The organism is Pelomonas baiyunensis, from assembly GCF_043555935.1.
Lineage (GTDB): Bacteria > Pseudomonadota > Gammaproteobacteria > Burkholderiales > Burkholderiaceae_C > Pelomonas > Pelomonas baiyunensis.
On record NZ_JBIGIB010000001.1, the window covers coordinates 1 to 22147 of the forward strand.

General features: G+C 65.4%; 19 protein-coding genes. 6 read left to right on the forward strand and 13 right to left on the reverse strand.

Annotated elements, in window-relative coordinates:
* Positions 1 to 207 precede the first annotated feature (207 nt).
* The 4 genes from ACG01O_RS00005 to ACG01O_RS00020 form a co-directional block, all read right to left on the reverse strand.
* The gene (locus ACG01O_RS00005) at positions 208 to 1515 is read right to left on the reverse strand and encodes an AAA family ATPase (protein WP_394379709.1); all 1308 of its coding nucleotides are present in this window, start codon (positions 1513 to 1515) and stop codon (positions 208 to 210) included.
* Positions 1508 to 3814: a transposase gene (locus ACG01O_RS00010; RefSeq protein WP_394379712.1), complete on the reverse strand. Its 2307-nt coding sequence runs from the start codon at positions 3812 to 3814 to the stop codon at positions 1508 to 1510. Before ACG01O_RS00010 ends, ACG01O_RS00005 begins: the two co-directional genes overlap by 8 nt.
* On the reverse strand, positions 3805 to 4701 hold the full coding sequence (locus ACG01O_RS00015) for a TnsA endonuclease N-terminal domain-containing protein (RefSeq protein WP_394379714.1): 897 nt from the start codon (positions 4699 to 4701) through the stop codon (positions 3805 to 3807). The genes ACG01O_RS00010 and ACG01O_RS00015 overlap by 10 nt, the downstream gene beginning before the upstream one ends.
* A 563-nt stretch (positions 4702 to 5264) precedes the next feature.
* The gene (locus tag ACG01O_RS00020; RefSeq protein WP_394379717.1) at positions 5265 to 5783 is read right to left on the reverse strand and encodes a helix-turn-helix domain-containing protein; all 519 of its coding nucleotides are present in this window, start codon (positions 5781 to 5783) and stop codon (positions 5265 to 5267) included.
* Here ACG01O_RS00020 and ACG01O_RS00025 point away from each other — a divergent pair.
* Entirely contained in the window at positions 5782 to 6969 is a 1188-nt protein-coding gene (locus ACG01O_RS00025; RefSeq protein WP_394379719.1) for a hypothetical protein, read from the forward strand. The two genes, ACG01O_RS00020 and ACG01O_RS00025, sit on opposite strands and share 2 nt — an antisense overlap.
* A 498-nt stretch (positions 6970 to 7467) precedes the next feature.
* On the opposite strand, the gene ubiT is transcribed toward ACG01O_RS00025, so the two are convergent.
* From ubiT to ubiU, 3 genes are read right to left on the reverse strand one after another with little or no spacing between them, the layout of a single operon-like run.
* Positions 7468 to 7983: a ubiquinone anaerobic biosynthesis accessory factor UbiT gene (gene ubiT, locus ACG01O_RS00030; protein ID WP_128199372.1), complete on the reverse strand. Its 516-nt coding sequence runs from the start codon at positions 7981 to 7983 to the stop codon at positions 7468 to 7470.
* Positions 7980 to 9002 (reverse strand): U32 family peptidase, encoded by a 1023-nt coding sequence (locus tag ACG01O_RS00035; RefSeq protein ID WP_128199371.1) that lies wholly within the window; start codon positions 9000 to 9002, stop codon positions 7980 to 7982. The genes ubiT and ACG01O_RS00035 overlap by 4 nt, the downstream gene beginning before the upstream one ends.
* An 11-nt stretch (positions 9003 to 9013) precedes the next feature.
* On the reverse strand, positions 9014 to 10051 hold the full coding sequence (ubiU, locus tag ACG01O_RS00040; protein ID WP_394379722.1) for a ubiquinone anaerobic biosynthesis protein UbiU: 1038 nt from the start codon (positions 10049 to 10051) through the stop codon (positions 9014 to 9016).
* A gap of 222 nt (positions 10052 to 10273) precedes the next feature.
* On the opposite strand from ubiU, the gene ACG01O_RS00045 reads away from it, so the two are divergent.
* The 3 genes from ACG01O_RS00045 to ACG01O_RS00055 all read left to right on the forward strand — a co-directional run bounded on the left by ACG01O_RS00045 (position 10274) and on the right by ACG01O_RS00055 (position 13287).
* The gene (locus ACG01O_RS00045; protein WP_394379725.1) at positions 10274 to 12301 is read left to right on the forward strand and encodes a ribonucleoside triphosphate reductase; all 2028 of its coding nucleotides are present in this window, start codon (positions 10274 to 10276) and stop codon (positions 12299 to 12301) included.
* Positions 12302 to 12372: 71 nt separating this feature from the next.
* Positions 12373 to 12597, forward strand: coding sequence for an anaerobic ribonucleoside-triphosphate reductase (gene nrdD, locus ACG01O_RS00050; protein WP_394379728.1), 225 nt, complete (start codon positions 12373 to 12375; stop codon positions 12595 to 12597).
* Between the two features lie 9 nt (positions 12598 to 12606).
* Entirely contained in the window at positions 12607 to 13287 is a 681-nt protein-coding gene (locus ACG01O_RS00055) for an anaerobic ribonucleoside-triphosphate reductase activating protein (RefSeq protein WP_394379732.1), read from the forward strand.
* Between the two features lie 48 nt (positions 13288 to 13335).
* On the opposite strand, the gene ACG01O_RS00060 is transcribed toward ACG01O_RS00055, so the two are convergent.
* The 6 genes from ACG01O_RS00060 to ACG01O_RS00085 all read right to left on the reverse strand — a co-directional run bounded on the left by ACG01O_RS00060 (position 13336) and on the right by ACG01O_RS00085 (position 18963).
* Entirely contained in the window at positions 13336 to 14655 is a 1320-nt protein-coding gene (locus ACG01O_RS00060; RefSeq protein WP_394379735.1) for an NnrS family protein, read from the reverse strand.
* Positions 14652 to 15371, reverse strand: a complete 720-nt coding sequence (locus ACG01O_RS00065) for a glutamine amidotransferase (protein WP_474102193.1) — start codon at positions 15369 to 15371, stop codon at positions 14652 to 14654. The genes ACG01O_RS00060 and ACG01O_RS00065 overlap by 4 nt, the downstream gene beginning before the upstream one ends.
* A gap of 331 nt (positions 15372 to 15702) precedes the next feature.
* Positions 15703 to 16890, reverse strand: a complete 1188-nt coding sequence (locus ACG01O_RS00070) for an HPP family protein (RefSeq protein WP_394379741.1) — start codon at positions 16888 to 16890, stop codon at positions 15703 to 15705.
* A gap of 325 nt (positions 16891 to 17215) precedes the next feature.
* Entirely contained in the window at positions 17216 to 17461 is a 246-nt protein-coding gene (locus ACG01O_RS00075; protein WP_394379744.1) for a DUF3079 domain-containing protein, read from the reverse strand.
* A 10-nt stretch (positions 17462 to 17471) separates the two neighbouring features.
* Positions 17472 to 18437 (reverse strand): DUF6306 domain-containing protein, encoded by a 966-nt coding sequence (locus ACG01O_RS00080; RefSeq protein ID WP_394379746.1) that lies wholly within the window; start codon positions 18435 to 18437, stop codon positions 17472 to 17474.
* A gap of 19 nt (positions 18438 to 18456) precedes the next feature.
* The gene (locus ACG01O_RS00085) at positions 18457 to 18963 is read right to left on the reverse strand and encodes a hemerythrin domain-containing protein (protein ID WP_394379749.1); all 507 of its coding nucleotides are present in this window, start codon (positions 18961 to 18963) and stop codon (positions 18457 to 18459) included.
* A 204-nt stretch (positions 18964 to 19167) separates the two neighbouring features.
* On the opposite strand from ACG01O_RS00085, the gene ACG01O_RS00090 reads away from it, so the two are divergent.
* Both ACG01O_RS00090 and ACG01O_RS00095 read left to right on the forward strand, forming a co-directional pair.
* On the forward strand, positions 19168 to 20469 hold the full coding sequence (locus tag ACG01O_RS00090) for an MFS transporter (RefSeq protein WP_394379752.1): 1302 nt from the start codon (positions 19168 to 19170) through the stop codon (positions 20467 to 20469).
* Between the two features lie 18 nt (positions 20470 to 20487).
* The gene (locus ACG01O_RS00095) at positions 20488 to 22146 is read left to right on the forward strand and encodes an MFS transporter (protein ID WP_394379755.1); all 1659 of its coding nucleotides are present in this window, start codon (positions 20488 to 20490) and stop codon (positions 22144 to 22146) included.
* Position 22147: the final 1 nt, after the last annotated feature.

A 22147-nucleotide genomic window follows, 5' to 3' on the forward strand; every position in this document is an offset into this window, starting at 1 on the left:
TAGGGCACGCGCTCGCTGGCAGCCAGCGTGACGCTGCGCGGCACCGGCGCCTGGGCCTGTGCGGCGGCCAAGGCCCCGGCCAGGCCCACCATGGCCCCCCCCCCCCCCCCCCCCCCCCCCCCCCCCGCGGCGCCCCCCCCCCCGGGGGGGGGGCCCCGCCCCCCCCCCCCCCCGCGCCGAGCCGGCGCGCCCTCACATCGGCAGCAGCTACAACGAACTGACACCGGTCCAGAATGTGACCCAGTAGCCGTCATCCCGTGGCATCAGGTCCTCATAGGCTCGCATGCGAAGAGGATCCTTGCTGAGGAGCGCCGCCACCGCGGCCGCGACAGGGGCGAGGTAGGTGGCAGCAGCCTTCTTGAAGTCTTCCAATCGCAGCGAGTCTTCCTTGCGCTCAAACGCAACTCGGTGCGCGGCAATCCATAGAGCCACGATCAGCCGCTGGATACCAGCCGTCAATGTGAAGACAAGGTCGCGTAGCTCGTCATCAATGGGCAAGCGCTTGACCACGTACTGAAACTGACCGAGCGTGTCCATGAACGCGATGAAGAACGGATCGGTGGCGCTCAGGAACTCCGACATCTTGTGGTAACCGGAGGTCACGAAGCGTTGGACGTTGCTGAGACGCTTCGTGAGGGCGCCAACTCCATCCGGTGTGCCCGACGCAATCAGCGGGATCTGCCAAGTGTTGGCCAGCGTGAGCACATTCTTCAGCGCCTGATCTTCAATGATGCTGAGCTCCAGCGCCATCTCATTGGCATCGGACTTCCCGCCTTTGCCTGCTGTGCTCTTGCGCCGGCGTTCGAGCGATGGGATCTTGAAAAAGTTCTGGACTTCATCCAAGTGCAGCCCGCCGAGAAAGTGGGCAACAGCAACTTGTCGCCACTCGTCCATCATCTTGGCTCCGTCCCTTCTCTCCTTGGCCAGCGATGCGGCGAACCGTCTAACCTCGGCGGGGAGCACCCGGGCAACGGCGTCGTCCCAGGCGATCATCAAGTTGGCAGCAAGATCCACAGCACGGCCGCTCGCCGGTACATCAACCGACAGGTGGACCATCTGATAGTGTGATCCCTTCAGTCTCGGGAAGGTCTCGTGCACGATCACCTGGCACCCGTAGCAGTCAAACGCCTTGTGAATGGCCACCGTCTTTCCCACCCCAGAGTGGCCCACCACGACTGCCGCCATGGCTGGCGCTCGGGGGCGCAGCGCGGCAAGGGGGTCGTTGCTGACAACGGCCCAAGTCGCCGCTGCCGCGGGGTCCCGATAGCGATAGCCTTGCCGAATGACCAGGTCTGTCGTTTCGAGCACGCGTGCGCCTTCGAGCGAGGGTAGGTGCAGGTCCCGGACGACCATCAGCATGTGAAGCCGGACATGCTTCGGAACACCAGACATGTCGCCGGGGACAGCGGGAACGAGGCGCAGCTTGGCTAGGGCCTGCTCTCGCGACAGGATCGGGCCAAGGTTCCGCGTCAGGATGTTCCCCTCATAGGGGTCAACGAGGTTGAGCTTAGCCATATTGCTGCGCCTCGTTCGCTGCCGCGGCGATGGCCCGCATCATGTCGAGATGGGCCTGCGCCGCTTCGTCCATATGAGACTGTGCTGCTGGGGCCGTGCTCGGAGGCGTGGCGGCTGGTACAGCCATACCTTCGAGCTTTCTCGCCTCCGAGATGGTCGGCTTGGCACCGGTGTCCCGGGCGATTGCTGCAGTCGTCTGAGCCTTTGCGGTCTCAACCAACTCCTGGACCTGCCTCAGCGCCTTCAGAGCCTCCATGGCCTTGACATGAGCCACGTCAGCGCGGTTCAGTTGACCGAACGCGAACGAGTCGGCAACCTCGTCGAACGTCAGCTCCCTTGAAGCGGTCGACTGGTCCGACAGCTTGAGGTCGAGAAGACCCCGCCCAGCGACGTTTGGCGTCCAGATGCGGGAAACCGAGCCTGGGTAGTGATGACAAGGAATGTCCCAGCCACCAAAGTTGCGAGCATAGGCAGTCCACTGCTGCTGGTCGACATCCGAATTGCTGTAGTGCCGGCCCGCGTACATCACGCCGTTGCGGCTCACGCGGCCCGTGTCACTGAAAAGTAGCGAGGTAATCAGCTCGGACTTAGGGACCGCACGACGGAAGCCCACACCCATGCGATGCCCCCACGCCCAAAGGCCTGCCGGGCTGGGGAAGACGCCGGCAGCCTTCATGTGAGCATCAAGCCGATGCTCACGGTCCGCGGTGAGGTTGTACTTGGTGAAGATCGTGTGGAGGTAGTGGACGAACTGGCGCGTCGTGAAGATTCCGTCGTTGGGATTGAACTTGCGGAGCTCGAACTCTTTCCTTCGCATGTCGATAGCGCCAGGGATGAAGTCGCACCGCTGGTGGTCCTTCATGATCCGGTGCAGCACCTCGACGATGCCCTTCAGGTCAGGCCGGTACGGCGGCGCGTAACTCATCACCGGAATCAGCTTGACGCCGGTCTGACTAGCCGCACGCGATAGGTACTCACCGCGATCGCACATGAGAACCGCGGGCAGCGTGGGCGCCGGTGAGAGAGTCTGCAGCGCGTGATAGCCCCACAGGTCCCCAATCAGCTCCGGGTCAGCGCCGGCGCTGAACAGCGACAACTTGGCCATGTCCCAGCTTGGACCCTGCAGGCAAACGTAGAAGCCGACGATGGCTGTCGACCATACATCGCAGACGATGTAGACCACCGGACGGCCGATGATCCAGGCCGCATTGATCGACGAGCGAAGGTAAATGTCGCCGATGGTTGAATCGATCGCCCACGTATGACCGGGGCCGGCAACGCCCTTCCAGTTTCTTGCCACCAGCCCGCGCAGACTGCGTTTGAAGTGGCCAGCGGTCGTCTTCTGCGCAAGGCGCACAAGGCGAGGGATCTCTACTTCCAGCACCCGGCGGATCTGCGCTCGGTTCGGATACTCCCCTTTCTCCGGTTTGACCTCGACGACCTTTCCTCCCTCCTTCTTGTGCTTCGCAAGCTCGGACGCTTTCTCAGGCTCCACAGCGACTAACTTGCCGTCGACGTACTTGAAGCGCTTGACGAAGTGGCTGTTGAGAATCAGCGTGCACCGTGCTGGCATCTCCGGTTTGGGCTCCGGAATCGACAGATCGGCCGCCATGATTCGGTTACGCCAGTCCGTGCTCATGCCGGGTTGCTCTGGCGGAAGTTTGATTCCTGCCTTTGCAGCCAACATCTGCTTGGCTGTCTTCCTGCCAGCCTTCTCCCGCCCACCGGGGTCACAGGGTCGAGCCACGCCCGGGGCACCGCAGTTCTCGCGCATCGGCCTCAGGCTCGTTTCGCTGAAGCCGTGACGACAGAGCGAAGACCAGAGCTTGTAGACGAGCGCCCTGCTGGCGATGGCCGACTCAACGACGGCCTTCACCAGGCCACCAAGGCCGGTATGCACGAGGATGCTGTCACGCAGCGTCTGAAAGGTCAGGAAGTCCTTCATCACCGCTTTGCGAGACTCGAAGATCTCTTGGTCAGCCGCAGCAGTGGTCGGGAGGTAGAAGATGGGATCGAGATCGATCTCGACGCGGAGCAGGTGACGCTCGCGGTCTAGAGACTCCAACTCACGCCGCGACAGCCAAAGCAGTTCGCCGATCAGAGGGGCAGGCGCCTTCTTGCGTGGCCTCTTGGTCTTCTCCTTCTTCTTGCGTCCACCCTTTGATCGCGCGACCTCTGCATCCGCGTCCAAACGAACGGCCACGACTCGCTCAATCGTAGGCTCGTCAAGCACAACTCGATAGAGCCCCTTGAGATCGCCAGCGGCGATGCGGATCACCTCGTTGTGCATCAGTTCCATGCTGTCCTCCTTGATGCGATCGGGTTGAAGGCAAGGAAATCGGATGGAGATAGAAGCTCGATGGGCAGGTGCGGCCTCCAGCCGCGACGCAGATCCAACGGCAGTACGCGGGTCCAGACAGATTGCCAGAACGCACCTTGCGCGAACTCGAAGCCCTGGCCCAAGGCCGTGTCTATGCGGTCCAGCACGTAGGACAAGGGAAAGCCCTCGAGCTCCCGAGCCAAGTCGGCTGCGGCGAGCTTTGTTTCGTCCGAGACCGGCTCTCTTTGCCACCATTGGAACGAACAGCGCAGAGTGAGCTCGACCTCTTCTTCGTACTGTGCGGGAGTGATGAGGAGCCACTCCACGCCTCGCGCCATCCAGTACGCCTGCTCGATGGCGAGCAGCTTCTTCGTGCGTTCGTCCAACTCTGCCTTCGGCTTGCATGCCACGGCGAGTAGCTTGCGACCGCCGGATTCGTCCATCAGAGCGAACAGCAGGTCAGTGGTGATGACCCATGGTGCCGATCGCCCATTGCCGTTCACGCGCGGATGCCGGAATCCGAGCTGGCGAGCAATCTCCAGCGTGCCGGGCAGTCCGGGCTTACCCAACCTGACGTCGTACGCGCCCAACTCGTGAGAGCCCGTCTCTAAGCTCAGCGGAAATTGCTCCCGCAAATCGTCCGCGCCCGGCGTGAGCGGCGTGAAAAGGCTCGCCACCCACTCATCATCACTCAGCAGGTTCCGCTGCCGGCCGCCCCACGTCATCAAGTGGGAGCGGCCATCACTTGAAGGATCACCCCGGCTAATGCAGTGCCATGGGCGGTATCGGATGTAGGTCCCCTGACCGCGGCCCTCCTTACGGAATCGGTCCAGCAGGTCTGGCGTGAACAACTTGGTCTTTCGCATGCAATTCCCCTGGCGGTCGCGGCTTTGGCAGCGCGGCGACCGCTCCATGAAAAGTTCGAGGCGAAGGGGGAATTGACGGCGCCCATCCAGGTCCGTAGACTGAAAATCGTTCGCAAAAAGTCCTGGGCAATTCCCCCGGCGGAAGCGGCGTCACAACTGGTACTTGTGACGCCGCTGTCTTTTGGGTCTACGACGTGTTCATGCGAATCTCCTTGCTGTTGGTTGTTGGCGACGCGGGCTTGCGAGAGATCACTTCGCAAGTTGAGATGTACTCAAGCGAAAACTAGCTAGGCAACGACGTGAGCAGGACCGGCCCCAACGTCTGGTGGCGCGCTTCCTGGCTTGGTGATTGCGATCAGCCCAGTGCTGAACGCAGTGCAGTCGTGGCTATAGGTATGGACGACCAGCCCGCCGGGTGCAGGGCGGCAAGCAGATGCCTTCGCTGGGGAGTGAAGGCCTTCTTGATCTGTGTTTGCGAAGTGCTACGCTGTACTTGCGACGGTTGGGGTAGCGCCTCGGCTTCCGGGGGACAGAACCTTTGGTGAGGGGCTGTCTTCTGGATCTCACATGGACACCTCCCGTAGCCGGGCCCGCAGGTGCTCGACGGCCTCTCGCGGCAACTGAGGGGCCGCTGATCTGATCTCGGCCAGGAGCTTCCGGACGCCAGGCGCCAGATGCGCATCGTGGGTCGAGGCTGCGCGCTCTGCCTCTGCAAGGGCGACAAGTTGCTGTGCTTGCTCATCGCGGAGCTTTAGCGCACCAGCGATTCGCATTGCTGTGGTGCGTGGTGGAGCCAAGCGCCGACCGTTCTCAATCTCGGAAAAGTAGCCAGCTGCCACCTTTGCGGCGCTCGCCACAACTGCCTGCGAGAGGCCAAGCTCAGTCCTGCGCGTGAACACTTCCTCCCCGAAGCAACGCGGGGCGCCGTCACGGCAATTCGGCGCGCTCTGGCGCTGCGCCTGGTCTTGAGAGGAGTCACGTTGCTCGCGTCGATCTGCCATCCTGTGAAGGTATAGAAGGCTTCGCTGCGCAGCGAGGCAATTCCGGTGGAAACTCCTCCTTGGGAATTGCACGCGTAGCATGGGATCGAAAGCCAGCCAGCCCACAGTCGGCGCCGACAGCGAGCAGTATGAAATTCCGTTGCGCCGGCTGCGTCAGCCCGCGACGGTCAACCTCTTCAAGATTGGCGTTCTGGAGGGTGCGCATGTTGCGGGCATGCATCAGGCGAAAGAGGTGATGCAGGCCATGACGAAAGCTGGACTTGATGGTGTCCTGGACGTTCGTACCTGGAAGGGCTGGTTCGGTGACCCTCGGCCTCGTCGCGCCCGCAGAGACGGTGTCGTAGCCCTTGATCGATATCTCGATGCTGTTCAGGACCCTCGTAGAAGTCAATTTCCGGAGGCCTCGCCGACAAGCCGCTTCTTCGTGGCGCTGCTTGAGGACGGCCTCGCATCCAGGCTCCTCGCGCCTACCGAAGCGAAGGCGCCGGAGATCGCATTGGCGCAGCGTGCACTTGAGTACAAGCCCGAGTCTGCAGTTCACCTGCACTTCGACGCCATTGAGGCCGTTTCTATGTCAGAGGGGAACGGTGAGGTTGGCTGGGAGAAGGTCAAAGCGATATGCGCCAAGCGCGTAATGCAACTGCTGCATCAACGCTGGTCACCAAGGAACGGCACGATCTATCGTGAGCTCACCCCGAGCCTCGAGCTGAGATGGACTTGGGCCGACGCTGACGAGCGTGCGCGAATTCTCAGACGCTATGGGCAGCTCCAGCCCAACATGTTCGAGGCTCATCGACGGGCTGTTCCGTACCCATGTTGGGATGCTGCCGGGATCGCCGGTGATGAGCCAGAAGGGTTTGTGCATCGCTTGTTGTTGGGGCTGTCAACAGATAGTGATTTCTTGGTGGCTGACAGGTTTCAGGCCTGGGCGCTGGATCTTGCAAGTGCAGCTTTCGCGATGCATGCGCTGGCATGGACTGAGCGCTACGAAACTCATGGCGTCCGCGTGAGTCCGGAGCTAGTCTTCTGGCGAGCGTTGGAGCAGCTCTACTTGTCCGATGAGCCGGATGACGTTATCCGGGATGGCCTTGTAGCAGCGCTCGAACTCATCAGTGCAAGCTGGACCGACGAGACGCTTGACACCTTGCACCGCGCACGCCGCTGGTACAGACGGATACTCTCCGACCTCGGGCTCGATGTATGCGTGGTTGCTGAGACCGTTCGCCGATGTTGGCGGGTTCGGCCAATCGTATACCGCGGGGGGTAGTGCCTGGTACCGAGCGCGGATCACGGCGTTAGGCAAGACGGGCGGCAGCTTTAGGCTGCTGATCCTGGTCGTTCGTCGATTGCGGCCCTGTGACGGCTGTCGGCCACAAGCCGCCGGTCGCCTCGCCGCCACATAGCGGACGGTCGCCCAGGGGATGCCGTGTCTCCATGGCATCGGCGCACCCTTCACCACGTCCTGAAAAGTGTTCTTATCAGGACGTCATTTCGTGAACCGAAAATTGTGACGCGGGCCTTCGAGGTCACTCGGGGAGGCTGTCGCACGGCGTTCGGATCCTTGGCGCTGCCCATCGACCGGCGTGAAGGCGACTGCTAGGTGTTGGATGGCCGAACGCCAGCCCAAATCGCCGCGCACCGTCTGCAGCGAGGTGGACAACGGCAGCGCCAGAGGCAGACGACGCTTGCACCGGCGCTGGATCTGGATCCAGTTCGCGCCGGGAATCGCCGATCGACTGAACGCCGGGTGAATGGTCTGCGGCGATCAGCGTTGCTCTTGGGCCCTGGTCACCGGCCACAGCGGACCGAGGGCGTCCAGCGAGTTCTTGAGCAGAAGGCCAAGCTCCGTGTCACCCTCCATCATCAGCACGCGATCGAAGAACAAGCGATCAGGATCGTCCAGGCCGCGAGCCAGCCGCCACCAGCCTGAGGTCCGGGAGGCGATGCGCAGCGCCGCCACCGCCTGCTCGCCGGCTGCTGAGAAGCCCCACGGGCCCGCGCAAAGCCTCACGCGCACGCCCAGGTCGGTGATTTCCAGTGCCACGACGCGACCCGCCAACCCGTCACGCAACTCGGGCGGGAAGCGCGGCCACAACGCCCCGTTGATGGCCGCGGCCACCAGTGCCGATGGCGGCGCGCTGGGCAATTGGGTGATGCCCCCGGCCAGCTTGGCGATCGCGCGCGCCAGCAAGGGTGGCGGTGGTGCCAAGCGGTCCAAGTGGGCAGCGACCGCAGCGACCCGGGCGGACAACCACCGCGGTGGTCGGCGAATGGAGATCATGCGTCGACTCCCGCCACTTCCGCCTGGACCGCGTTCATGCCCGCGCCGCCGAAGGCGTACCCGGTCACGAGTGGATGAGGGACGCCGGCTTCGGCCCAGCCGGCCAGTCGTCCCTCGGCCGGCTGGTCGCCGTTCAAGACAGCGTCGAAGTCCTCGATCACTTTCGTGAAGCCGGATGACTGCGGCGACAGCCGCACGCGGGTAGCCCCGCAGGATGCCAGCGCCGCGTCATGCTCCAGCAGGTTGTGCACGCCGGCCGATTGAATCTGGGTGCCGTTGAGCACCAGGAATGACTGGCCTTCGGTACTGCGGACCAGGCGGCCATCAGGATCGTCCATGCAGGGGTAGCCGCACTGATCCTTGGGAACGCTGGCATGGCGCGCAGTGAAGCAACGCGCCGAGAACGACAGCGGCAATCGGCCAAATGCCCACACCTCGGTGACTATGGCACCGCCGTCGGGTCCACGCACGGGCCGTCCCGCCGGGTTGATATGAGCGACCGCAGCGAGCGACAGCTCCAGTGGCGGCACCCAGCGCAGCACGCCCAGATCGGCATGTTCGCGCAGCGCGGCCTGGCTGTAGACGTTGACGTGCGGACCCAGCACCAGCGGCACGCGGCCGTGCAGCAAGGCCAGTGCCGACGCATCGCCGGCCTCCACGGCATGGCAGGCGAGATGGGCGTGGCGCTCGATCAGGCGCAGATCGGCCTCGGTTTCCACCAGCGCCTGCGTGGCCAGGATGACCTGCTTGCCGGCCTGGGTGAGCTCGCGCGCCAGCGCCAGCCAGTCGTCCAGGCGCAACTCGCGGCGGCGCGCGCACACCACTTCGCCCAGGACCACGCAGTCGGCGGGCGATTCGGCGATCTCGGCGTAGAAGTCCAACAGGCGTGCACGCGACCAGAGGTACAGCACGGGGCCTACGGTCAGGCCGAAGCGTCTGGACTTCGATTCGGATAGAAGGGGCAGCGCCGGGGCCTGAGCGACGGACGTGTCGCGAGTAGCGTGGTGAGGGGCATCCATGGGCGGTTCCTTTATCGCCAGGGGCGCTCGAACGCACCCAGCGTGGTCTGCGCCCCTTCCGCATGGCGCGACAGCGTCTGGGTCCATGCCGGCTGGGGCTGGAAAGTCTGGCTTTGCGCGGCGGCAGCGCAGGCAGCGTCGATCGCCGCGCGCCAGGTACGTGTGACATCGCCCACATAGGCGGCGCTGCGCTGACGGCCCTCGATCTTGAAAGCGCGCACGCCCATGGCGATGAGCTGCGGCAGGATCGCCATGGTGTTGAGGCTCGTGGGTTCTTCCAGCGCATGCGAGCGTTGGCCATCCACATCGAATCGACCCTTGCACAACGTGGGGTAGCCGCGCGGCTCATCCGGGGAGTAGTGGTCGATCAGCACACCGCCCAGCCTGGCGCGCACGCCGTCGGCCCCCTCTTGCCATCGCACGGCGGCCGCCGGCGAGCAAACTCCGGCCGTGTTGGGTGACTGTCCGGTGGCATAGGACGACAGCGCGCAGCGGCCCTCGACCATCACGCACAGGCTGCCGAAGGCGAAGACCTCGATTTCCACTGAGGTTCGTTCGATGATCTTGGTGATCTGATCCGCTGCCACAACACGTGGCAGCACGGCCCGCTGCACACCGTAGCGCTGGCGGTAGAACTCAATGGCCGCATGGCTGGTGGCCGAGGCCTGCACCGATAGGTGCAGGCGCAGGCTCGGCAGATGACGCACGCAGTGGCCCATCACCGCGGTGTCGGCCACGATCAGCGCGTCGGCACCCAGCTCGGCGGCCTTGTCGGCCGCGGCGAACCAGGGCTCGGGGCTGCGCGCGTCGGCAAAGGTGTTCAGCGCCATCAGCACCTGCGCGCCACGCCGATGTGCGTAGGCGATGCCTTCGCGGATCTGTGTCTCGTCGAAGTTCAGGCCGGCGAAGTTGCGGGCGTTGGTCGCGTCCTTCAGGCCCAGATAGACGGCATTGGCGCCGGCATCCACGGCCACGGTGAGGGCACGCAGGCTGCCGGCTGGGCAGACAAGTTGGGGGCTTGAGGGCAGGTTGGTGTGCGTGGCCAGCATGGGAGAAGGGGCCGGTGCGCGACGCTGGCCTCGGAATGGCAGGCAAAACGGAGGAGTCTGGAAACGCGCGGCAAGTATGGTCTTGCGCTAACGCAAAGAGATATCCAGAGTCCACAGGCTGAGATCGCCCAAGAGCATGTGCTGGATCAAATCCACTTCGACTGATCGCCAAGGACACTGCATATAGAGTTTTTGTCCAGTACCAAACACTATAGGTAGCGCATGCAGCATCAACTCCAGGTGAACCCGTTCGCGCCCGTGGCGGTCATCAAGCGCGAAGGCCAGAGCGCGCCGTTCCAAGTCAGCAAGATCGCCGACGCGCTGGCGCGCGCGGGTGTCGCCACCGGCGAGTTCGGCGCCGCGCGTGCGCAGGACCTGGCACAACAGGTCACCGCGCGGCTGGCCGGCCGCGTGGCGCACATCGAGCGCATCCAGGACGAAGCCGAGGCCGTGCTGATCGAGTCCGGCCATCTCGAAACGGCGCGTGCCTACATCGCCTACCGCGAGCAGCACCGCCTGTTGCGTGCCGACCGCGGCTGCATGGTCGATGTGGGTCGATCGGTCAACGAATATCTGGCCCGCGAGGACTGGCGCGTCAACGCCAACGCCAATCAGGGCTATTCGCTGGGCGGGCTGATCTTGAACGTGGCCGGCAAGGTGACGGCTAACTACTGGCTGGAGCATGTGTACCCGCCGGCCGTGGGGCAGGCCCACCGCGAGGCCGACCTTCACCTCCACGACCTCGACATGCTTTCGGGCTATTGCGCCGGCTGGTCGTTGCGAACGCTGCTGCACGAGGGCTTGAATGGGATCCCGGGCAAGGTGGACTCGGCGCCGCCCAAACACCTGTCGAGCGCGATCGGGCAGATCGTCAACTTCCTGGGCACGCTGCAGAACGAATGGGCCGGCGCCCAGGCCTTCAGCTCCTTCGACACCTACCTGGCGCCCTACGTACGCGTCGACGCGCTGGGCTACGAACAGGTGCGCCAGTGCCTGCAGGAGCTGGTGCACAACCTCAACGTGCCCTCGCGATGGGGGACCCAGACGCCCTTCACCAATCTCACCTTCGACTGGACGTGCCCGGAAGACCTGCGCGAGCAGGTGCCTGTGATCGCCGGGCGCGAGATGCCCTTTTCCTATGGCGACCTGCAGGCCGAGATGGACCTGATCAACCGCGCCTACATCGACGTGATGTGCGTCGGCGATGCCAAGGGCCGAGCCTTCACCTTTCCCATCCCCACCTACAACATCACACGCGACTTCGACTGGGAGCATCCCAACTGCGACGCGCTGTTCGAGATGACGGCGCGCTACGGCCTGCCGTACTTCCAGAACTTCCTCAACAGCGACCTGCAGCCGCACATGGTGCGCAGCATGTGCTGCCGGCTGCAGCTCGACCTGCGCGAACTGCTCAAGCGTGGCAACGGCCTGTTCGGCTCGGCCGAGCAGACCGGCTCGGTCGGTGTCGTCACGCTCAACGGGGCCCGCCTGGGCTACCTGTATGCCGGCGACGAGGCCGCGCTGCTGGCGCGTACCGACGAGCTGCTGGACCTGGCGCGCGACAGCCTCGAGACCAAGCGCAAGGTGATCCAGGGCTACATCGACGGTGGCCTGTACCCCTACACCAAGCGCTACCTCGGCACGTTGCGCAATCACTTCTCGACCATCGGCGTGAACGGCGTCAACGAGATGATCCGCAACTTCAGCGGCGGCACCGAGAACATCACAACGCCGTGGGGCGAAGCGTTCGCGCTGCGCTGGCTGCAGCACATCCGCGTGCGTATGACGGAGTTCCAGGAGGGCACCGGCCACCTCTTCAACCTGGAGGCCACGCCGGCCGAGGGCACGACCTATCGCTTCGCCAAGGAGGACCGGCGGCGCTACCCTGGCATCCTGCAGGCCGGAAGCGAGCAGCAGCCCTACTACACCAACTCCACCCAGCTGCCGGTGGGCTTCACCAGCGATCCGTTCGAGGCACTGGCTCGCCAGGAGCCGCTACAGCGCCTGTACACCGGCGGCACGGTGCTGCACCTCTACCTGGGTGAGCGCTTGCCGGATGCCCAGGCCTGCCGCAGCCTGGTGCGGCGTGCGCTGGAGAACTTCCGCCTGCCCTACATCACCGTCACGCCCACGTTCTCCATCTGCCCGGTTCACGGCTACCTGTCGGGCGAACACCAATTCTGTCCGCAGTGCGACGAGCTGGCGTTGCAGCGCAAGCGCAGCGCGCAAGCCGATGCGGCCGTCACCTGAGTCCAGGCCCCCGGCGCAGGGTGCGCCGGGGGCCCGCTCCATGCATCAAACCAGCCCCTGAAAGAAACTTCATGAGCCACAGCCAGACCCCCATCCACCATCCGGAACTCGCCATCCACGAGCGCCAGCCCTGCGAGGTCTGGACCCGCGTGATGGGCTACCACCGGCCGGTGGCATCGTTCAACATCGGCAAGCAAGGCGAGCATGCCGAGCGCCTGAACTTCGTGGACACGGACTGCGCCATGGTGACCGAGGATCTTGCCGAGGCCTCGCAGCAGCTTCCGGCCTGCGCCTAAGTGTCATCCATGGTGGTCGCCGATGCCTTGTCGGTGGGCGGCTTCGAGCCTTTCTCTACGCAGGACTGGCCGGGCCGTTTGGCGGCCGTCGTCTTCGTGCAAGGCTGTCCCTGGCGCTGCAGCTACTGTCACAACCCGGGTTTGCAGTCCCAGTGCGCGCCCCAGGCCGGGCTTCGCTGGGCTGACCTGCGTGCGCGCTGGCAGGACCGCATCGGCCTGCTCGACGGACTGGTGTTCAGCGGCGGTGAACCTACGCTCGACCCGGCGCTGCCCTCGGCCCTGGCCGAAGTGCGTGAGGCAGGCTTGGCCACGGCACTGCACACGGCTGGCGTGTCGGCCGCGCACTTGAGCCGCGTGCTGCCGCTGCTGGACTGGGTGGCGCTGGACATCAAGGCCGCGCCACCCCAACTGCCGGCGCTGACGGGCGCGCCGGGCAGCGTGCGGGAAACCGCGCGGGCGCTGCAGCTGGTGCAGCAGTCAGGCGTGGCGTACGAACTGCGCACCACATGGCATCCGCGGTGGCTGCCCGAGCCTGCGCTGCTGATGCTGGCCGATTGGCTAGCGTCGCACGGCGTGCAGCGCTGGGTGTTGCAGGCGGGACGCCCGCCCGGCGGCGGCCCGGCCGCGGCGCTCGCCGCGTCATGGCGCGAGGCGTTGAAGGCACGTGTCCCGCAACTCAGCCTCCGTTGATCGTCGGGCCGCACACGGCCTGCGACGTCGACCGACACTTCTCGGCCGTCAACGCTTCTCGATTGCGGCAATGATCGGTGATTGGGACAAACGCGAGCGGACTCTGGGCGGTTGGCCCAGCCAGCGGCCATGCCGCAGCAGCCAGACCGCGGTCACGAAGCTCCAGGCCACGGCGGCAGCAGGCAGCCAAACCGAAGCGGCCTGCGGCCAGAGCAAGGCGCAAAGTCGGGCGAGCACGGCGGTCTGAAGCACCACATAGAGCACGCGGGCGACACCGTCGATCGCGCGGGCGATTCCCTGGTGCGCGGCGCTCACGCGTGTCGCCATGGTCAGCAATGTGCCACCTAGGTAACCCATGCCCAAGGCGTGCAGGCCGGCGAGTTCGAGCCGCCTGGCACTCTCATCGGACAACGCAGGGACCGCCGCAGCCGTCAACAGAAGCAACGCCAGCAGCCACCACAAGGCCGCGCCGAAAAGCATCCTCAGCATGGGCGTGCGCATCGCGGGGTGTCCCACCCAGCGAAGTGTGAGGCCAGCACTGGCGACGCACACGACGGCCAGATGGCCGAAGCCAACGAACCGCAGCCACGGGGGCAGCGGGGCCATGTTGGGCAACAACGCGCAGACCGCCTGGACAGGGACGAGCGATACCAGCAGCCACAGCGGCCAATGGGGCCAACCTCGATCCAGCGCCGGCCACAGGCCGTCGCCGAGGAATGGAAGCATGCGATGCGAGGCTGCCACGAAGACCAGGACGGGTCCGCACCACAACCCGGCGTGTGCCAGAGGCTGCAGCCACTCCACGCAACCGGTGGCCAAGGCCAGCGCTGCGGCCAGGAGTGTCAGCGTCATGGCTGCCATGGCAATGGTGATCAGAGCGACGTGCACGCGCTCTCCGGGGCGACCCGTTCGCAGCAGGGCCAGCACCCGTTCGACCAGGAGCGACTGGCCAATCGCAGCCGCGAGCAACATGGCCGCAACGGCTCGAGCGTTCACCCCGGCAAGTGGCAGCGCAAGCAGCCAGCCTGCCGAAAACAATCCCACTCCCACGCGAAGCTGGCGCGTGTCGATGGGGATGGTATGTAGCCACCGCGGACCTGCGGTGAACACGAAGCCGGCCACGAACAAGGGCATGGTGCCCAGGCTGAACCAGAGTCCGTGCCACGCCACCGAGGGCACCATGTGCTGAGAATCGCCGGCGCGTGGCCCAGCGAGCAACTCGGCGGCCCACCAGCCGGCGCTGACCGCCCATTGCACGCCGGCCCAGAAGAAGCACAGCCGATGGGGCGAGCTGAGCAGCCGTTGGGCACGCCAGCTTGACGCGCGTGTCGACTCGGCTGCAGCGGCCTCAGGGGGCGGAAGACTCATTCAGCAGACGCCAGACCCACCTCGGCCAGCCAGCGCCGCCAGGCCAGAGCCGCCTGCCGAGCCAGTGTGCCGGACCGGGCCGCCGTCTCGGCGCGCAACGCGGGCACGTCGACGCCGGTCTGGGCAAGTTCCAGCGCGTGGCCGACCAGCCAGCGCTCGAACGTGGCACCGTCCAGTTCGGGATGGCATTGCAGGCCCAGCACATGCTGCTGCCACCGGTAGGCCTGATGGCGGTACGAGCCCGTGCTGGCCAGCAGCTGAGCGCCTTCGGGCAGGTCGAAGGTGTCGCCGTGCCAGTGCAGCATCGAGGTCAACTCGCCGTCCAGCGGAGCCAGGGCCGAAGCGCGCCCTGCGGCGCTCAGCTGCAGCGGCGTCCAGCCGAGTTCCTTCGACGGGCCGGGGTACACGTGAGCGCCCAGCGCGGCGGCGATCAGCTGGGCCCCCAGGCAGATGCCGAGCGTGGGCCGACCGGCCAGCAGGCGCGTTCGCAGCCACGCGATCTCGTGCGCGAGCCAGGGGTAGGCGGCGACCTCGTAGACACCGATGGGGCCGCCCAGCACCACGACCAGGCCCGGGGCGGCGGGATCGACGTGGGCCAGCTCCGGGCTCCAGCCGTCCAGATAGCGGGGTGCCATGCCGGCGTGGTCCAAGACGGGCGCGAGGGTGCCGAGGTCCTCGAATGCGACGTGCTGGATGGCGAGGCTGCTTGTCACGATGAAACCGGCTCCTGAGGCCTGGGGGCTGAGAACGTCATGGCACCGCCGCCCGCCGCGTCCGGCCCAGAAACTCCGAAACCAGCCCAAAAAACGCCGCTCACCAGGCCGCTACCGCGATCGCGAAGAACATGCGCGGAACGGCATCGAGAAACCCGATCCCCATCACCTCGATCATGCGCTTCGTCCTCGCAGCGTACATGCTGAGCGGGAACACCACGCCCCAGTAGAGCGTGCACAGCGCAGCGGAAGGCGTCGGTAGGCATGGCACCACTGCCCCGTGCCCGTGGTGAAGTGTCGTGGGAGTGACTCGCCATGTTTCAACGACGCCGGCTCAGGTCGACTTGACCGTCTGAAGTGAGGACTGCGAGCGGTACAAGGCGGCCATCAGGTCCGACTGGGTCACCATGCCAGAAAGCCGGCGCTCCGCGTCGACGACGGGCAAGTGGTGCATGCCCTCGTCGGACAGCCTGGGCACCAACTCGACCACCGCGTCTTCTTCTGTCACGGTGTGCACGGGGCTGGTCATGATCTGCCCGACGACCTCGGCCTTGTCGGAGTAGTCCCCCGGCGTGGGCGCCAGCAGCTTGCGGATACGCTGCCCCAGGGTCAGGTGATCGCGCGGGTCCAGCCGGGCGTGCTTGAGGAAGTCCACCAGTGTGACGACGCCGATCACCCGGCGGGCACGGTCCACCACGGGCAGCGCCCGGATGCGGTGGCGGTGGAGCAAGGTCCAGGCCTCCTGAAGCGGAGTGGCGAATTCCACCGTGACCAGATCGCGCGACATGATGTCGGCGCAGCGCACCTTGCCGAACTGCCGCTCCCAGGCCAGCCCCTGGGCGTGCCGCAACACCTGCTCCAGCGACTGGCTGTCGATGTCGAAGAGTTCGTTGAAGCTGCGCAACGCGGCGTCCAGGTCTTCGATGGTCATGCCGATGCGGTCCTGCGGCGCTGCGTCTGTCGTGCGATGGCGGTTGGCGTGGACCACCGGATGCGGCGCCACGTGGTTGTGGGTCAGACGCCGCCACAGCAGCGCACAGGCGACGAGCACCACCGAGTTCACCGCAATCGGCGTCAGCGCAAAGCCGTAACCCAGGTTGTGCACCGTCGCGCCACCGACTACCGCCGTGATGGCCACCGCGCCTGCGGGGGGATGCACGCAGCGCAAGGGAAACATCAGCGCCAGTGCCAGGCCTCCGGCCAGCGCTGCGGACAGGGGCGAGGCACCCAAGGTGCGAAAGATGAACACACCCACCAGCGCGGCCATGAGGTTGCCCACCACCACCGGCCAGGGCTGCGCCAGCGGGCTGCTGGGAACGGCGAACAGCAGCACGGCCGAGGCGCCCATCGGCGCGCCGAGCCAGACCGAGTCGGCACCCCACGCCCACCAGCTCAGGCCGCCTGTGAGCAGCAGCCCGAGCGCGGCGCCGGTGACGTCACGCGTTCGTTCGCGTGCATCGACGGTCTGCCGCTGGAAGCCCAGCCACAGCAGCCCTCGGCTGTTTTCCAGCAGATTCTTCATCGTCGCGCAGGGAGTCAGGATGGTCCAGACGCGTGACCATCCCGCGAAAGTTGTCCGGGCCCCCATTGGACCCGATCCATGATCATTGACTTCGCGATGGCGATGCCGGATCTCAACCCGCCCGCAGCCGTCGCGTCGTCGGTCACGTACTCCGCCGACTGTTCATGAGGGGCGTTGGCGGGTGCATGGACCACCACAAGCACGTAGCTTCCAGAACCATCGGCAAAGGTTCTGGCCCTGACCTCGAAAACGCAGCCCGCATGGGCCGACTGTGCGTACGCATGCTGGGGCAGGTCCGACGCGAGGCGCTCGTCTGTGCGGCGGCTCATTGCTCGAGGGGGGGCTCGATCCTTGCCACAGCACCCTGCACAGGGACAGTCTCGGCGCCAGCGCCTGCTGGCGGCTGCGGGTTGGTTCCCCAACTCTCCCAGTCCGCTCCGAAGAGTTCGGACGGATGAAGAGTGGCCACGCTCCCGTTCCCGCACATCATCGAATCGGCAGCACAGTACCGGTCGCACCCCCAGCAGATCCGCTCAGGGTGCGCAGGCGTCACGGGGAACCGCTTGCTCATCGCGCGTCCGCTACCCTTGCCGTGCAAGCGAGCTGTCGAACTGCGGGAACAGCACCGTGTTCTCCAGTTGAATATGCTTCTGCAGGTCTTCGGAAAAAGTCTTCGTTGCCGTGCAGAGCCGAACCCATGTTGTGCAGGCGCCCGCCGGCGGAGTGGCTTGCCGCGTCAGTGCCATCAGCTGCGTCAGCCGGCGGGCGTGCTCCTCATGCTCCGACATCATCACGCAGATGGGGTGGGTCACGAAGGAGTTGCCTCCTCGTGCCAGCATCGGGAAGAGCACACCTTCTTCCTTGGCCATGTGATCCAGCAATTCCGAGTGCATTTGCTGCAGAAGCACGGCCAGACCCCGCGGCACGTCCGGATGATCCGCATGGACGGATTCCACCTTGGTTGCCAGCTCGATCAGTTCGGGCAGCTGCTGACGGTGGACCTCGTGGAAGCGCTGGAGGATGTACTCGATCAGCGCCGATGGCTCTGTGGGTTGTGGTTCGCCGACAGCGCCGCCGGGTTCGGGAGTGCCGCCTTCAGAGAAGCGCGACTCGACCCGCTCGATGTTCTGGCGATGGGCCTGCAGCATCGCCTCCAGGTCAGCGCGTGCTTGCGGGACATCCAGCCGGGGGATCAAGGCTTCGAGCTTGCGCACGACCCAGGCTTGACCCCGATTGAGGAACTTCAGCCGATCCTCGACGTCGGGGATCGCCATCGCCTTGCCATGGAAGGCGCCCGTCGCGCTCGAAGGCGTGGCGCCGAGGGACTTGATCGTCCGCATCAGCATGCCGCACCAGTGCACTTCGTCCTTGTGAATGTCGGCCACCAGGGCGGCCAGCTCCTGTGAGTGGATCTCGCGGCCGGTCTCCATGGCCACGCGCGCGCCTGCGCGCTCGGCTTCGAGCAGTTCGTTGAGCGCAGCCAGCAACTCGGCGCGAGCGGTCTCATCGAGCGAGAGCTGATTCTCCAGCGGTGAATGTGGATCCATGACTTCTGAACCTCGCTGTCTAGGGGATGAGGGCCGTCCGCGCGCCCGCAGCAGCGGAGTGGCAGAACAGGGGAAACAACACCTCGTCCTCGAGGCGGATGTGTTCAGCCAGATCGCGGGCGAAGTCGTCGACGCCTTGGATGAGCTGGAACAGCGTCTGTTGCGCCGCGCCCGTCGCATCGGTCGCGCGAAGGTGGTTCTGCAACTCCAGCACGGCCGGTAGATGCTCGCAGTGCTCTCGATGCAGATCCTCGATCAGGCGCCCGATGAGCGTGTTGCCGCCCTGTTCCATCATTGGGAAGAGCCGCATCTCCTCCTTGAACATGTGCTGCTCGAGCGCATTGCCGATCGAGGCCAGTTGCTCGACCAGGCCGACATGGAGACCGAGCGCGACGGCTTGGCTGGCCAGGGGCAGCAACTGCGCAAGCGATCGCCGATGGGTGTCGTGGTAGCGGGTCTGGATGTGCTCGATCAGTGTCGCCGCCTGGGCGGCAGGATCGATGCGAGAAGCGTGTTCAGCGGGCATGGCCGGGCCAGTCTGGGCGAGCCAGCGACGTTGCGACGTTGACGCAAGTCAACGGCCCGGGCAAACCCGCCCGGAGTAGTTCTTCAGAACTATGTACCGGCGTGGCCCCATCGTTCTTCTGCCGTGCTTCGCCTAGCCACCGGTCGGATGGTCACGGACCTAGGCCGGGCGGACAGTCTCGCCAACCCCGGTTGAGTCAGCATCATGGCTTCCCATACCAACCCCACCGCCATCCCAGCCGTCATCCCACGCCAGGCGTGGTCCGTGCTCGTCGTGAGCACGCTGGCGTTCACCGTCTGCTTCATGGTCTGGATGATGTTCGGCGTCATCGGGATCCCGCTGAAGAAGAGTCTGGGCCTGTCGGCCACCGAGTTCGGCCTGCTGACCGCCACCCCGGTGCTCACGGGCTCGCTGATCCGCGTGCCTCTGGGCATCTGGACCGACCGCTATGGCGGCCGCATCGTGATGGCGCTGCTGATGGCTGCCACCGTGCCGGCGATCTGGCTGATGAGCTATGCCACCGCCTACTGGCACTTCCTGGTCATCGGCCTGTTCGTGGGTCTGGCTGGGGGCTCGTTCTCGGTGGGCACGCCCTATGTGGCGCGCTGGTTCCCGAAGGCACGCCAGGGCATGGCGATGGGCGTGTACGGCGCCGGTAACTCGGGCTCGGCCGTCAACAAGTTTGCCGCGCCGGCCTTGTTGGCGATCGGCGGCTGGACCCTGGTGCCGCAGGTCTATGCCGCGATCATGCTGGGCACGGTGATTGTGTTCTGGCTCGGCAGCAGCAGCGACCCGAAGCACCTGGTGCCATCGAGCGTGAAGTTCAGCGACCAGCTGAAGATGCTGAAGGACCCGAAGGTGCTGAAGTACTGCCAGTACTACAGCATCGTGTTCGGCGGCTACGTGGCGCTGGCGCTGTGGATGGTGCAGTACTACGTGGGCGAGTTCGGCCTGTCGATCCAGACCGCCGCGCTGCTGGCGGCCTGCTTCAGCCTGCCGGGTGGCGTTCTGCGTGCCGTTGGTGGCATCCTGTCCGACAAGTTCGGCGCGCACCAGGTCACGTGGTGGGTGCTCTGGGTGAGCTGGGTGTGCCTGTTCCTGTTGAGCTATCCGCAGACCGACTTCACCATCGCCACCGTCAACGGGCCTCGCACGTTCCACGTCGGCCTGAATGTCTATGCCTTCACGATCCTGATGCTGGTGCTGGGCGTTGCCTTCGCCTTCGGCAAGGCCAGCGTCTTCAAATACATCGGTGACGACTACCCCACCAACATCGGCACGGTCAGCGGCATCGTCGGCCTCGCCGGCGGGTTGGGCGGCTTCGTGCTGCCGATCCTGTTCGGCGCGTTGATGGACCTGACCGGCATCCGGTCGAGCGCCTTCATGCTGCTGTACGGAGTGGTCTGGGTCTCTCTGATCTGGATGTACTGGACCGAGGTTCGCAAGACCGAGATGATGGGCCGCAACGCACCGCTTTCGCCTCTGTCGCGCAGCTTCGCGCGCTGAGGGCAAGGAGAAACTCCCATGAACGCCACCACCACGGCCACGCAGAGGAAGGCCATGCATGGCAGCTCGGCGGCCGACATCGCCGACTGGCGCCCCGAGGACAACGCCTTCTGGGAGGGCACCGGCAAGAAGGTGGCCTACCGCAACCTGTGGATCTCGATTCCCGCGCTGCTGTGCGGCTTCGCAGTCTGGGGCATGTGGGGCATCATCGCCGTGCAGATGCTCAACCTGGGCTTTCCGTTCAGCCAGGACGAGCTCTTCACGCTGACGGCCATTGCCGGCATCGCCGGCGCGACGATGCGCATCCCGGCCTCGTTCCTGATCCGTCTGGCCGGCGGGCGCAACACCATCTTCCTGACCACCTCGATGCTGCTGGCGCCGGCCATCGGCACCGGCATCGTGCTGCAGCACAAGGACTGGCCGCTGTGGGCCTTCCAGCTGATGGCGCTGTGGTCGGGCGTAGGTGGCGGCAACTTCGCCAGCTCAATGTCCAACATCAGCGGCTTCTTCCCGAAGCGACTGCAGGGCACGGCGCTGGGCTTGAACGCGGGCCTGGGTAATTTCGGCGTCACCACGATGCAGATCGTCATCCCGCTGGTGATGACGGTGCCGCTGCTGGGAGCCTTCGGCGGCGAGCCGATGACGCTGCTGAAGGACAGCGGCTGGATCTTCGGGAAGATCGCCGCGGGCACGCCCACCTGGGTGCAGAACGCTGGCTTCGCCTGGGTGTTCTCGCTGGTGCCGCTGGGCGCGCTGTGCTGGTTCGGCATGAACAACCTGAAGACGGTGTCGCCGAACTCCGGCTCGCCCATCGTGGCGTTCGCCAAGATCACGTACCTGTACACGCTGGCCTTCGTGCCGACCATCTTCATGCTATGGCTTTACCTGCCCAAGCCCACCGGGCTGGGGCTGCTGAACATGTGGGTGGCGATTCCGCTGGACATCCTGATGGCGCTCACCGTGATGCGCCTGGCGGCCTTCGGCGAGATGAAGGAGGGCGTGAAGAAGCAGTTCGCGATCTTCAAGGACAAGCACACCTGGTCGCTGACCGCGCTGTACATCGTCACCTTCGGCTCGTTCATCGGCTTCTCGATGGCGCTGCCGCTGTCGATGAAGGTCATCTTCGGTGTCAGCCACGTGCCCGATGCCAACGGTGTGATGCAGCACACGCTGAACAACCCGAATGCGCCGACCATCCTGGCCTATGCCTGGATCGGCCCCTTCGTCGGCGCGGCCACGCGGCCCATCGGCGGCTGGATATCCGACAAGGTGGGCGGCTCGATCGTCACGCAGGTGATCACCGCGGTGATGGCCTTGGCTGCCGTCGCGGTCGGCTACGTGATGATGCTGGCCTACGGATCGGCCACACCGGAGCAGTACTTCCCGATGTTCCTCGGGCTCTTCATGGTGCTGTTCTTCGCCAGCGGCATCGGCAACGGTTCCACCTTCCGCACCATCGGCGTCATCTTCGACCGCGCCCAGGCGGGCCCGGTGCTGGGCTGGACGTCGGCCGTCGCGGCCTACGGCGCCTTCATCGCGCCGGTGCTGATCGGCCAGTACATCAAGGCAGGTGCCCCGCAGCTGGCGTTCTACGGATTCGCGGTGTTCTACGCGCTGTGCCTGGTGCTGAACTGGTGGTTCTACCTGCGCGGCAACGCGTACGTGAAGAACCCCTGAG